Consider the following 12988-nt stretch of genomic DNA (forward strand, 5'->3'; position numbering starts at 1 on the left):
CGCCCGTTCAGCCATAGACCTTGCGATAGAGCGCGATGATCTGCGCCTCGTCCGGCACGCGCGGATTGTTCGCCGGGCTGCCGGAGGCCAGCGCCTGCTTCGCCATGAGCGGCAGCAGACGCTCCCACTGCGCGGCGGCGATCCCGTGCCCCTTCGGCGTCGGCACGCCGAGCTCCTGGTTCAGCGCCCGCAGCTCCTCCAGCAGCTTCGAGCCGGCCACTTGGTCGGCATCCTCCAGCGTGGCGACACCCATGGCTCGGGCGGCTTCGGCATAGCGCGGCAGCGCGTCGTTCAGGCCGAACTCGGTCACCGCCGGCAGCAGCATGGCGTTGGACAGCCCGTGCGGCACGTGGAAATGCGCGCCGATCGGCCGCGACATGCCATGCACCAGCGCGACCGAGGAGTTCGAGAAGGCCAGGCCGGCCTGCATGGCGCCGAGCATCATCGCCTCCCGCGCCGCCGCGTTCTTCGGCTGGTGATAGGCGATCCGAAGGTGCCGGCCGATCAGCCGCATGGCCGAGAGCGCCAGGCTGTCCGCATGCGGGTTGGCCCGCTTCGACACATAGGCCTCGAGCGCATGAGTCAGGCTGTCGATGCCGGTATCGGCGGTGGTCCGCTGCGGCACGCTGTAGGTCAGCTCGTAGTCGACGATAGCGGCCAGCGGCAGGGCGCCGAGCCCGGCGACCAGCATCTTCTCGTCGGTCCCGGTATCGGTGATGACGGTGAAGCGCGTGGCCTCGGACCCGGTGCCGGCGGTGGTCGGGATGCAGATGACGGGCACGGCGCCGCGGTCGGCCTGGGCGGGGACCTTGAACTCCCGCATCCTTTGGCCGGGCGCCGCGGCGGCGAGGATGGCGATGGCCTTCGCCGTGTCCATCGGGCTGCCGCCGCCGAAGCCGATGAGGCAGTCGTAGTCGCCGGCGCGGAAGGCGGCGACGCCCGCCTCGACCACCGTGTCGGTCGGGTCGGGCACCGTCTCGGCGAAGACCGCCGGATCGAGCCCGGCGGCGCGCATGGGGTCGAGGCAGCGGTCCACGGTGCCGGAGGAGAGCATCCAGGGGTCGGTGACGACCAGCGGCCGGGACAGGCCGAAGAGGCCGAGCACCTCGGCGATCTGGCCGACGCTGCCGCCGCCGATGCGCATCAGGCGCGGCGAGACGATGGTTGCGGTCATGGACGCCCTCCCCGGGTATATGCGGCCCAGCATAGGCCGCCCCGTGGGGGCGGCAAAGCGAGCCTCGGCGGCGTTCCGGCACCGCGACGGCGGCTCGCCGCGCCCGGCTGGCCCCGGCACGGGCGGCATCGGCGCCGTGGCACGCGGGACGCGGCGTCACGGAATGTGCGGTAGCACGCAGCCATCCGCCGCTCCGCGTGTTGTATCCTGGACGCGGCGCAGGGAGGATGGAGCCATGACCGACATGCCGGCACGGCGACGCCGCCCCGCCGCTGCCACCCCTTGCCAGCCGGAAGACGATGCCTTCGACCTTTGGCTGACGGCCAGCCTGCGCGATGCCTTCGACCAGGTCGCGTCCGAGCCGGTCCCGGAGGACCTGCTGCGGATGATCGAGGAGGACCGTGCCGAGCGCGAGAGGCTGCGCAAGCGGCGGCGCGGCGAGGGCTGAGCCCCCCGCCCTAGCTCCAGCGGAAGGTCGAGGGCGCGATCTGCTCGGCCGGTCGATGTGCCCAGTCCAGTTCCGGCACCCGTGCCTCGATCCGCTTCTGCGCCTCGTGCAGGTGGGCGGCGGCGGCGCGGTAGTCCATCGTCAGCACCTCGCCGTTCTCCACCACCTTCTGCCCGTCGACGTAGACCGCGCGGACCGCGCGGTCGCCGGCGGCATAGATCAGCGACCGCAGCGGGTCGCGGGCCGGGCGCATCATCGGATGGGTGATGTCGACGAGGACGATGTCGGCGCGGCAGCCGGCGGCCAGCCGGCCGATGTCGTCGCGGCCGAGCGCCCTGGCGCCGCCCGTCGTCGCCGCCTCGAAGAGTTCGGTCGTGGTCAGGCTGCGCGGGTCGGTCGCCTGGGTGCGGGCGAGGTAGGCCGCGAGCCGCATCTCGTCCAGCATGTTGTGCGGGTAGGTGTCGGTGCCGAGGCCCATGTTCACCCCGCGCCGCTTGTAGCGGCCGAGATGCTTCAGGGTGATCCCGCGCCGGGCGAAGACGGTCGGGCAATGGGCCACGGTGGTGCCGGTCTCGGCCAGGATGTCGAGGTCGCGCTGGGTATGCCAGGGCGTGCTCGGATGGTCGTCGAGGAAGATCCCGTGGCCGATGATGCTGCGCTCGCCGAGCAATCCCTGCTCGTGCAGCCAGCCGATCGGCGTCGCGCCGTGCCGGCGGGTGATCTCGTGGAACTCGCTCACCGCCTGCGCCGCGTGGATCTGCCAGGAGACGCCGCGGCGGCGGGCCTCCTCGCGGCTGTCCTTCAGCAGCTCCGGCGTGCAGGTGTCGATCTGCGCCGGGACCACCATGCCGAAGAGGCGGCCAGATTCATGCTGCTCGGAACGCTCGATCAGCGTCATCGCCTCGGCGAAGGCCTTCTCCCCGGCCTTCTCGTCCCAGGCGTATTCCACGACATGGCCGTTCTTCGTGTACCAGCGGGCCGAGCGGAACATCGGCGCGATGCAGACCCGCATGCCCGACTCGCCCAGCAGGTCGAGCCAGCCGGGATGCGCCATGGAGAGGTCGGCGAGCGTGGTGACGCCGGAGAGCAGCAGCTCGGAGAGCGCGACGCGGACGCAGCTCGGCACCGCCTCCGCATCGGCGCGGAAGACGGGGAGGTATTCGTAGAGCGAGGAGTTGTAGAGCCCGGGCGTCCCCACCTCGTCGGTGAAGCCCTTGTTCATGGGCTCGGAGGACGGGTGGGAATGGATGTTGACCAGCCCCGGCATGACCATCAGGCCGGTGCCGGAGATGGTCTCCTCCGCCGGCCCCGCATAGTCGCGGCCGGCGAAGACCAGCCTGCCGTCCTCGAAGGCGATGTCGGCATTGGCGACATAGGCGTGCTGCTTGGCCGCGGCATCCCAAAGGATGGCGACGTCGGCGTTGCGGATAAGCGTGGTCGGCATCCCGGGCGCGATCCTTCTCGGGGTTCGGGTCAGCTGCGGTAGTCGGTGCCGCCCTCGATCAGCCGCAGCGCCGCGGCCCAGGCGATGGCGCGGACATGGTCGCCGCCGGGCCGGCGGAACTGCGCCGCGGCGCGCTCGCAGACCTCCTTCGGCGGGAAGACCAGCTCGGCGCCGCCGGACATCGCGGCGATCTGCGCCGAGCAGGCGCGCTCCAGCGTATAGAGCTCGTCATAGGCATGCGCGGCGGTCGGGCCGCAGACCAGGATGCCGTGGTTGCGCAGGATCATCGCGTTGTGGTGGCCGAGATCGGCGACCAGCCGCACCCGCTCGTCCTCATCCAGCGCGATGCCTTCGTAGCCGTGATAGGCCAGATGGCCGTAGTACTTCATCGCGTGCTGGCTGATCGGCAGCAGCCCGTCCTTCTGGGCGGAGACCGCGATGCCGTCCCGCGTATGGGTATGGATGACGAAATGCGCGTCGTCCCGCGCCGCATGCACCGCCGAGTGGATGACGAAGCCGGCCTTGTTGACCAGTTCCGACCGGCCGTCCCAGCCCGGCTCGTCCACCGGGTTGCCGTCGATGTCGATCTTCACCAGGTCGCTGGCGCGCATCTCATCGTGCATGACGCCGTAGCGGTTGAGCAGGAAATGGTGCTCCGGACCCGGCACCCGGGCGCTGATATGGGTGAAGATCCAGTCGGTCCACTTGTGGTGGCCACAGAGCCGATACAGCGCGGCGAGGTCGCAGCGGACCTGCCATTCGGCGTCTGAGCAGTTCCGGAGCGCGGCGGGCGAGGCGGCGACGTTCATGGCTGGGGATCCCTCGGTCCGGGTGATGCTCCGCCGGGCAGGGCCGCCGCGTCAATCCGCGTTGCGCACGAGCGCCGGCGGCGCGAGCATGCCGGCATCCCCGCGCCGCAGGAGATTGCCTTGCCCCGCCTTCCCCGCCTTTTCGCCACCGCCGCGCTCGGCGCCCTGCTGGCCGGCCTGATGACCTCCCCTGGTGCCGCCAAGACCACGCTGAAAGTCGTGCTGATCAACGACCTCGGCAGCCTCGACCCGGTGCAGTCCACCGCCGCCTTTGTCCGCAATCACGGCTTCATGGTCTACGACCAGCTCTTCGCCCTGGATTCCAAGGGCGAGGCGCGGCCGCAGATGGTCGAGCGCTTCGAGCGATCGCCGGACGGGATGTCCTGGCGCTTCACCCTGCGGGAGGGGCTGGCCTTCCACGACGGCGCGCCGGTGCGGGCGGCGGATGCCGTGGCGTCCATCAGGCGCTGGGCACAGCGCGACGTGGTCGGCAAGGCGCTGGCGGCGGCGACCGCCAGCCTCGAGGTGGTGGACGACCGGAGCTTCTCGCTCACGCTCTCCCGGCCCTTCGCCCTGGTGACGGAAGCCCTGGCGCGGCCGACCGCGAGCGCGCTTTTCGTGATGCCGGAGCGGCTGGCGGCGACGCCGGCGACGACCGCGGTCACCGACGCCACGGGATCCGGCCCCTTCATCTTCCAGCGGGCGGAATGGCGGTCCGGCGACCGCGCGGCCTATCGCAGGAACCCGGCCTACAGGCCGCGGCCGGAGCCGGCGGACGGGCTGGCCGGCGGCAAGCGGGTGCTGGTCGACCGGCTCGAATGGATCGCCATGCCGGATGCCTCGACCGCCGCGGCGGCGCTGCAGGCCGGCGAGATCGACTTCATCGAGCAGCCCTCCCCCGACGTGATCCCGCTGCTGGAGCGGAACCGCAACGTCAGGCTCTTCGCGCTGAACCCGGCCGGCTTCATGGTCTGGCTGCGGCCGAACCATGCCGTCGCGCCCTTCGACGACCCGAAGGCACGGCAGGCGCTGCTGCACATGGTGAACCAGCAGGAAAACCTGCAGGCCGCCGGCGTGCGGCCTTCAGAGCAGGTGCCGTACCGCCCGTCCTACTTCCTTTGCGGCACGCCGCTGGAAAGCCATGCGGGGGCCGAGGGCCTGCGCGAGGCCGACCCGGCGCGGTCGCGCGCGCTGCTGCAGGAGGCCGGCTATGACGGCCGCAAGGTCGTGTTCCTGAACGCGACGGACAGCCCGATCAACAACGCGGTCACCCTCACCATGGCGGCGGCGATGCAGCGCGGCGGGCTGACCATGGACGTCCCGGCGATGAACTGGGCGACGGTGACGCAGCGCCGCAACCGGCGCGAGCCGCAGGACCAGGGCGGCTGGAACCTCTTCGTCACGGTCGCCAACGTGCTGGACGCGCAGAACCCGCTGACCAACCTTTATCTCGCCAGCCCCTGCGAGGGCGGCCTGGCCGGCTGGCCCTGCGATGCCGAACTCGAGCGGCTGCGGCGGTCCTGGTGGGAGGAGCCGGACACGGCGAAGCGCAAGGCGATCCTGGAAGCCGTGCATGCGCGCGCCTATCAGGTGCTGCCCTACATCAATGCCGGGCAGTTCCGCACGCTGGCGGCGCACCGGGTGAACGTGGAGGGGCTGCGGCCGACCACGATCCCGGTCTTCTGGGGAGTCGAGAAGAAGTAGGAAAAGGCCGGGGAAAGGTATTCCCCCGGTCCCCCATCCATTTTTCTGAGCCGGCAGCCGCCGCGCGGTGAGTGCCAGACTCCCAGAAACCGAGCAGGGTCCAGGGAGGATGCTTCCTCCCTGGCCTTGCTACTGCCGCCGCGCCCTGAGCGCCCCGTCCAGTGCCAGCAGCGCCACGGTGAAGACGATCAGCAGCACCGCGACGGCGGCCATGCTCGGGTCGAGGTTCTCGTTGATCCCGTCCCAGATCTTGCGCGGCAGGGTGAAGACGTTCCGGCTGGCGATGAATAGCACCAGCACAAGCTCGTCCCAGCTGTGGATGAAGGCGAAGATGGCGCCGGAGGCGATGCCCGGCGCGATGCGCGGCAGGATCACCCAGCGCAGCGTCTGCCCCAGGCTGGCTCCCATGCCGCGCGCCGCCTGTTCCAGCCGCGGGTCGAAGGCGGCCAGGGCGGTGGAGACGGTAATGACGACATAGGGGATGCCGGTGACGCCATGCGCCAGCGTCACGCCGAGGAAGCGGTCCAGCAGGTCGAGCGTGCCGAACCAGCGGTACAGCCCGATGGCATAGACGATTGCCGGGATGATCAGCGGCAGCAGCATCAGCGCGCGCACAAGCTCCGTGCTGCGCCGGCCGATCCGCCAGCAGCCGATGGCGCAGAGCGTCCCGGCGGTGACGGCGATCAGCGTGGAGCCCAGCGCGATCCAGAAACTCTGCTGGATCGAGGCGAGCCAGGACTCGGAGCCCAGCAGGTTGGCATAGTGGCGGAAGCTGATGCCGTGCTCCGGCAGCGACAGGTAGCGCTGGTCGGTGACCGAGACGGGGATGACGATGGTGATCGGCAGCAGCAGGTAGAGCACCGTGGCCCAGGCGATGCTGCGGGCCAGCGGGCCCGCGGGGTAGCCGCCATTCATGCGACAGGCCGATCAAATGCTGCGCGCCTGACGGCGCTCCGGCCATCGGACGGCATCAGTGCCCTCCCCCGAACAGCCGCCGCAGGTTCACCACGCGGGAGAAGACCGCGAGCGTCGTCAGGATCGCCACCACGACCACCGTCGCCAGCATCGCCCCCATGCCCCAGCGGACGAGGTCGAGGATCTGCAGCTTGATCCATTCGGCTGCCATCAGCGTCTTGCCGCCGCCGAGGATCGCGGGGGTGATGTAGAAGCCGAGCGAGAAGATGAAGACCAGCACCCCCGCCGCCACCAGCCCCGGCGCCGAGAGCGGCAGGAAGACGCGCGCGAAGGCCATGAGGCGGGAGGCGCCAAGCCCGCGCGCCGCGGCCAGCAGCCGCGGGTCGATCTCCCGCATCGCCGCCAGCATCGGCAGCACGGCATAGGGCACCATGTAGTGCACCATGCCGACGACGATGCCGAACTCGTTCCAGACCAGCGCAAGGGGTTCGTCGATCAGCCCCAGCCCCTGCAGCCCCTGGTTGACCAGCCCCTGCCGCCGCAGCAGCGTCACCCAGGCGAAGGCGCGCACCAGGACGCTGATCCAGAGCGGCAGCAGCACGCCGAGCAGCCACCAGCGCTGCGCCCGCGGCGAGGCGAGCGCGACCACATAGGCCAGCGCATAGCCCAGCAGCAGCGCGATCACGGTGGTGACGGCGCAGATCCGCAAGGTGGTGCCGATCACCCGCTGCACGCCGATGCTGGTAAACAGCCGCTCGTAATTGCCCAATCCCGTCGTCGGTTCGGTCACCGAGATCGCCAGCACCTGCAGGATCGGCGCGACATAGATCACCGACATCAGCAGGAAGGCCGGCAGTAGCAGCGCCCACCAGCCGGCATCGCGCGGCAACGCCCATCCGGCGCGCGGCGCCGCGGCGGCGGGCAGCGCCACGGCGTCAGGCGGCATCGGCATCCTCCAGCACCGGCACGGCCGCATCGGCGGCCCAGCCGAGCCGCACCGGCAGCCCCTCTCGCGGGGCGATCGGCGCCCGCCAAGCCGGCAGGGCGACGCGGATCTCGCCGAGATCGGCGGTGCGGACCGAAAGGCTGTAGCCCGCGCCGAGATAGGCCCAGGACGCGATGGTGCCGGCAACCTCGTTCTCGGCGGTCTCGGCCCCGGCCAGCAGGCCGATCTTCTCCGGCCGCAAGGACAGCAGCGCCGGCCTGCCCGGCGCCGGATGCGCCGCCCCCGCCTGCACAAGCCGGGTCGCGCCGGCCTGCAACGCCATCCCCGTCGCGCCCACCTCCCGCACCGTGCCCTGCAGGAAATTCGACTTGCCGAGGAAGTCGGCGACGAACCGGGTGCGCGGGCGCTCGTAGAGCGCTTCCGGCGCGCCCATCTGCACCAGCCTGCCGTGGTTGAGGATGGCGACCTGGTCGGAGAGCGACAGCGCCTCCTCCTGGTCATGCGTCACGTTGACGAAGGTGCGGCCGACGCGGCGGTGCAGCGCCTTCAGTTCGTCCTGCAATTCGGCCCGCAGCTTCTTGTCGAGCGCCGAGAGCGGCTCGTCCAGCAGCAGCAGCGCCGGGTCGAAGACCAGGGCGCGGGCCAGGGCGACGCGCTGCTGCTGGCCGCCGGAAAGCTGCGACGGGCGGCGCCCGGCGAAGGCGGCAAGCTGCACCAGGTCAAGCGCGCCGCGCACCCTGGCGTCGCGATCGGCGCGCGACAGGCCGCGGACGCGCAGCGGAAAGGCGACGTTCTCGGCAACCGTCATGTGCGGGAACAGCGCATAGCCCTGGAAGACCATGCCGAAGTCGCGCCGCTCCGGCGACAGGCCGGTGATGTCGGCGCCGTCCAGCAGCACGGCGCCTTCGCTCGGCGCGACGAAGCCGGCGATCGCCATCAGGATGGTGGTCTTGCCGCTGCCGGAGGGGCCGAGCAGGGTCAGGAACTGGCCCCGGTCCACCCGCAGGGAGACGGCGTCCACCGCGATGAAGCTGCCGTAGCGCTTGCTCAGCCCGCGCAACTCCAGCGCATGGGCAACGGGCGCGCTCAATCGCGGTAACCCGGCTGCTCGCGGTCCAACTTTCGCTTCAGAGCCTGCCAGGGCAGCCAGCCCTTGGTCGGGCCGAGGCTGAACTGCGCCCGCGTCCGCTCCACCGTGCCGCGGGAGGGGATGGCCAGCGGCATGCCGCCGGATTGCGTCGCGAGCTGGATGCGGCAGGACTGCTCGAGGTACCACATCCAGTAGAAGGCCTCGGCGACGGTGTGGCCGACCGTCAGCAGCCCGTGGTGGCGCAGGATCATGCAGGGCTTGTCGCCGAGGTCGGCGACGAGGCGCTCGCGCTCCGACATGTTGTCGTCCGCCGCCACGCCCTCGTAGTCGTGGGTGGCGACGCGGCCGTCGAATTCCATCGAGATCTGGTTCAGCGGCAGCAGCCCGCCGATCTGCGCGGCGACCGCCATGCCGGCGATGGTGTGCGTGTGCATCACGCAGGCCGCGTCGGCGCGGCCGAGATGCACGGCGGAATGGATGACGAAGCCGGCCGGGTTCACCGGCCAGGCGGTGGGCTGCACCGGCTCGCCCCCGGCATCCACCGCGACCAGGCTGCTGGCGGTGATCTCCTCGAACAGCATGCCGTAGGGGTTGACCAGGAAGCGGTGCCCCTCCCCGGGCAGCCGCACGGACAGGTGGGTGAAGACCAGGTCTGTCATGCCGTAATGCGCCACCAGCCGGTAGGCGGCGGCCAGGTCCTCGCGCAATTCCTGCTCGGTCGGCACATGGTCGGGGTCAGGGCGGACGGGGGGCGGCGGCAGCGGCATCTCAGTAGCCTCGCGCGGGGTCGAAGAGGTTGGGCAGCGTCTCGCCGCGCTCGAAGCCGGCGATGGTGCGGGCGACGAAGCCGGCGCGCTCGGCCCGGCTCGGCAGGCTGGCGACATGCGGCGTGACGATCGCCTTCGGATGCTGCCAGAGCGGGTGGCCGGCCGGCAGCGGCTCCGGCTCGAAGACGTCCAGCACCGCGCCGGAGAGCCGCCCGCTGTCGAGCGCCGCCAGGATGTCGTCCAGCCGGTGCTGCATCCCCCGGCCGATGCCGACATAGCCGGCGCCCGGCGGCAGCATCGCCAGCGTCTCGGCCCGGATGATGTGCCGCGTCTCCGGTGTCGCCGGCAGCAGGCAGACCAGGATGTCGGTGCGCGCCAGGAAGGCCGGCAGCGCCTCGGCGCCGGCGAAGCTTTCGACGCCTGGCACGTCCTTCGCCGTGCGCGCCCAGCCGATCACCGGGAAGCCGATCGCGGACAGCATCGCGGCGCAGCGGGCGCCCATGGCGCCGAGCCCCATGATGCCGACGGTGCGCATGTCGGCGCGGTACGGCGCCTCGAAGTAGTCCCATTCGCCGGCCGCCTGGGCGATCGCCATCCGCCGCGCATCCTTCAGCAGCGACAGCGCCGCCCAGCAGCAGAACTCGCCCATCCGCTGCGTCGCCTCGGGGATCGCCATGCGGACGATCGGCACGCCACGCGGCAGCCGCGTGTCCAGCAGGATGCCGTCGACGCCGGCACCCGAGCCGAAGATCGCCCGCAGCCGCGGCATGGTGGCGAGCCCGCCCGGCTCCGGGTCCCAGACCAGGGCATAGTCCACCTCGTCGCGCCGGCGCAGCGCGGCGTCCCAGTCCAGCAGCTCAAGGCCGGGGTCGAGCGCGGCGAAGCAGTCCCGCCACTCCTGGAAGGCCTCCGGCCCGCCCGACTTCACGACCATCACGCGGCGATTGCTCATCGGCACCTCATGCCGCTGGCTTAGCAGGAAGCGGGCCAGCGAGGCGCATGTCTTGCGCGGGTTGATTCAGACCTCCGCGCCTGCGGCGCGACGGTCATCGGCAGGCCTCAGCCGGTCACCGCGTCGAGGAACTCCTGGTTCACGGCCTGGTAGTTCTCGCCCCACCAGCCGCCGTCGATCACCACCTGCTGCGTCGCGTTCGCGGGGTCGGTCGGGTTGAAGCGCTTCAGCTCCGCCGGGACCAGCGCCGCCGCCTTCGGGTTGGTCGGGCCGTTGCCCAGCAGGCCGAGCAGGCCGACCTGCGGCTCCGGCTTCGCCAGCATGCTGGCCAGCAGGCGCTGCGCCAGCGCGCCGCCCGGATTGCCCTTCGGGATGACGAAGATGCCGGGCTGCAGCACGCCCTGGTTCCAGATGAATTTGAGCCGGCCCTTGCTTTCCTTTTCCAGCACCGAAGCGCGGGTGTGCCAGATCTGGCCCATCACCGCCTCCCCCGTGCGCATCAGCTGCTCGCTCTCCGAGCCATTGGTCCAGAAGACCAGGTTGCGCCGCAGCTCCAGCACCCGCTTGATGCCGGCCTGCATGTTGATCGGATACAGCGCGCCGGGCGCCGTCCCCATGGACATCATCGCCGCTTCCAGCACGCAGGTGGCGTCGCGCCGCAGCAGCCGCGTGCCGGGGAAGCGCTTCGTGTCCCAGAAATCCGCCCAGGACGTCGGTGGGGTCGGGAATTTCGCGCTGTCGTAGACCAGCACCGAGCTGAAGGAATAGGGCGCGGCGCCATGGTCGAGCGCGAAGCCGGGGCCGATCACGTTGGACCGGTCGACGATCGAGTAATCCACCTTGGCCGCGAGGCCGAGCTTGCCGAGCAGGTTCGCGCCGCTGGCGGAACTGTCGCAGAGGTCCCAGGTGACCCGCCCGCTTTCCACCATGCTGCGGATGCGCCCGGTGGAGGGGCCGGTGCTGTCCTGCAGCACCTTCACGCCCGGCGTCTCGGCGGCAAAGGGCGCGCCGTAGAAATCGCCGAAGCCCTGGTTGGCCAGGCCGCCCCAGTTCACCATGACCAGCTGCTTCTCGGCCTGGGCGAAGGCATCGCCGCCGGCCCCCAGCGCGCCCAGCGCGGCGAGGGCCCGCATCAGCCCCCGGCGCGAGATCCGGCCACGGGCATGCTGCTGCAGCGCGAGCGCGATGCAATCCTGCTGGAAAGTCTGCATGGGTCCCCTCTTGCGGTCGTTCGCCGCCGGCGTGAACCTCTCCCGTCGCGCATCAAAGCGCATCCCCGGCCCGATGGGAAATCCCCCCGCATGACGCATCCGCTGCTCGCCCCCGGGTTCAAGGACAGCCCCTGGTGGTGGGAGGCGGCCGAGCCGCCGCAGCGCGACGCGACGCTGCCCGACCGCGCGCCGGTCGTGGTGGTCGGCGGCGGCTATGCCGGGCTGTCCGCGGCGCTAACGCTGCAGCGGCTCGGCCAGCAGGCGGTGGTGCTGGATGCGGAACGCATCGGCTGGGGCGCCTCCTCCCGCAACGGCGGGATGGTCTCGGGCGGGCTGAAGGTGGCGGGGGCGGGGCTGGAGCGCGCCTTCGGCGCCGAGCAGGCCAGGGCCATCACCGCCACTGCCGCGGCCAGCCTGCCCTTCATCGAGGAGACCATCGCGCGGGAGGGCATCGACTGCGACTATGTCCGCTGCGGCCGCTTCTCCGCCGCCTGGTCGCGCAAGCACTACGACGCCATGGCGCGCCGTGCCGGGAGCCTGGCCGAGATCACCGGCCTGCCCACCAGCATGCTGCCGCGCGAAAGGCAGCACGAGGCGCTGGGCAGCGACCACTATCACGGCGGCATGCTGGTGGCGGCGACCGGCAGCCTGCATCCCGGCAAATACGCCCGCGGCCTGGCCGCGGCGGCGGAACGCGCCGGCGCCCGCCTGGTGGATGGCGTCCGGGTGCAGGGCATCCAGGAAGGCCCGGGCGGCTTCCGCATCCGGACCGACCGCGGCGAGATTGCCGCCGATGCGGTGCTGGTCACCACCAACGGCTATTCGCTCGATGCGCGCGGCACCGCGCTGCCCTGGCTGGCCCGCCGGCTGGTGCCGCTGAACAGCTACATCATCGCCACGGAGGAACTGGGCGAGGCGGTGATCGACCGGCTCTTCCCGGGCCGGCGCATGGTCTCGGACAGCAAGCGGGTGCTGAACTACTTCCGCCCGAGCCCGGACGGCAGGCGCGTGCTCTGGGGCGGCCGCGCCAGCTTCCGCGCGGCAACGGCCGCCGAGACCGCGCCGGCGCTGCATGCCTACATGACCGCCTGCTTCCCGGAACTGAAGGACACCCGCATCACCCATGCCTGGACCGGGCATGTCGCCTTCACCTTCGACCACCTGCCGCATATCGGTGCCGAGCGCGGCATCCACTATGCCGCGGGCTGCCAGGGCAGCGGCGTGGCGATGGCGACCTGGCTCGGCCACAACGTGGCGCTGAAGCTGGCCGGCGCGGCGAATGCCCGCTTCGCGCTGGACGGCCTGCCCTTCCCGACCCGGCCCTTCTATTCCGGCAACCCGAACTGGGTGCTGCCCTTCATCGGCGAGTGGTACAAGCTGCGCGACCGGATCGACCGCATGGCAGCCTAGCCCGTCCTATTCACCGGGTTGGAGCGTAGGGCGTCCTGGCAGGCTGACTTGAGCGTTCGGCACGCGGCTGCATCCGCTTGCGGCGGGGTGGTTGGGCCTGACGGGCGGCGTTGGAGGT

At 71.2% G+C, this 12988-nt stretch carries 12 protein-coding genes; 3 read left to right on the plus strand and 9 right to left on the minus strand.

Annotated elements, in window-relative coordinates:
* Positions 1–7: 7 nt before the first annotated feature.
* Positions 8–1174, minus strand: a complete 1167-nt coding sequence (locus E2C06_RS03080) for an iron-containing alcohol dehydrogenase (protein ID WP_133287099.1) — start codon at positions 1172–1174, stop codon at positions 8–10.
* Positions 1175–1409: 235 nt separating this feature from the next.
* Between E2C06_RS03080 and E2C06_RS03085 the strand changes: the two genes are divergently transcribed.
* Positions 1410–1622 (plus strand): hypothetical protein, encoded by a 213-nt coding sequence (locus E2C06_RS03085; RefSeq protein ID WP_133287100.1) that lies wholly within the window; start codon positions 1410–1412, stop codon positions 1620–1622.
* 10 nt (positions 1623–1632) lie between these two features.
* On the opposite strand, the gene E2C06_RS03090 is transcribed toward E2C06_RS03085, so the two are convergent.
* Together E2C06_RS03090 and E2C06_RS03095 are read right to left on the minus strand one after the other, a co-directional pair.
* Positions 1633–3066 (minus strand): amidohydrolase family protein, encoded by a 1434-nt coding sequence (locus tag E2C06_RS03090; protein WP_133287101.1) that lies wholly within the window; start codon positions 3064–3066, stop codon positions 1633–1635.
* A gap of 29 nt (positions 3067–3095) precedes the next feature.
* Entirely contained in the window at positions 3096–3875 is a 780-nt protein-coding gene (locus tag E2C06_RS03095; protein WP_133287102.1) for a class II aldolase/adducin family protein, read from the minus strand.
* 120 nt (positions 3876–3995) lie between these two features.
* Here E2C06_RS03095 and E2C06_RS03105 point away from each other — a divergent pair, with 120 nt between their 5' ends.
* Positions 3996–5579 (plus strand): ABC transporter substrate-binding protein, encoded by a 1584-nt coding sequence (locus E2C06_RS03105; protein WP_241671087.1) that lies wholly within the window; start codon positions 3996–3998, stop codon positions 5577–5579.
* A 129-nt stretch (positions 5580–5708) separates the two neighbouring features.
* On the opposite strand, the gene E2C06_RS03110 is transcribed toward E2C06_RS03105, so the two are convergent.
* The 6 genes from E2C06_RS03110 to E2C06_RS03135 all read right to left on the minus strand — a co-directional run bounded on the left by E2C06_RS03110 (position 5709) and on the right by E2C06_RS03135 (position 11460).
* Positions 5709–6494 (minus strand): ABC transporter permease, encoded by a 786-nt coding sequence (locus tag E2C06_RS03110; protein WP_133287105.1) that lies wholly within the window; start codon positions 6492–6494, stop codon positions 5709–5711.
* Between the two features lie 55 nt (positions 6495–6549).
* Positions 6550–7440, minus strand: coding sequence for an ABC transporter permease (locus E2C06_RS03115; protein ID WP_133287106.1), 891 nt, complete (start codon positions 7438–7440; stop codon positions 6550–6552).
* Positions 7430–8530 (minus strand): ABC transporter ATP-binding protein, encoded by a 1101-nt coding sequence (locus E2C06_RS03120; protein WP_133287107.1) that lies wholly within the window; start codon positions 8528–8530, stop codon positions 7430–7432. Before E2C06_RS03120 ends, E2C06_RS03115 begins: the two co-directional genes overlap by 11 nt.
* Entirely contained in the window at positions 8527–9297 is a 771-nt protein-coding gene (locus tag E2C06_RS03125; protein ID WP_133287108.1) for a class II aldolase/adducin family protein, read from the minus strand. The genes E2C06_RS03120 and E2C06_RS03125 overlap by 4 nt, the downstream gene beginning before the upstream one ends.
* Before the next feature lies 1 nt (position 9298).
* Positions 9299–10249 carry a 2-hydroxyacid dehydrogenase gene (locus E2C06_RS03130; protein ID WP_133287109.1) on the minus strand — a complete coding sequence of 317 codons (951 nt, stop codon included), beginning with the start codon at positions 10247–10249 and terminating at the stop codon, positions 9299–9301.
* Positions 10250–10356: 107 nt separating this feature from the next.
* Entirely contained in the window at positions 10357–11460 is a 1104-nt protein-coding gene (locus E2C06_RS03135; protein WP_165982182.1) for an ABC transporter substrate-binding protein, read from the minus strand.
* A 90-nt stretch (positions 11461–11550) separates the two neighbouring features.
* Between E2C06_RS03135 and E2C06_RS03140 the strand changes: the two genes are divergently transcribed.
* Complete coding sequence (locus tag E2C06_RS03140) at positions 11551–12870, plus strand: NAD(P)/FAD-dependent oxidoreductase (protein WP_133287111.1); 1320 nt, start codon at positions 11551–11553, stop codon at positions 12868–12870.
* Positions 12871–12988: the final 118 nt, after the last annotated feature.

This window comes from Dankookia rubra (assembly GCF_004355005.1).
Taxonomy (GTDB): Bacteria; Pseudomonadota; Alphaproteobacteria; order Acetobacterales; family Acetobacteraceae; genus Paracraurococcus; species Paracraurococcus ruber_A.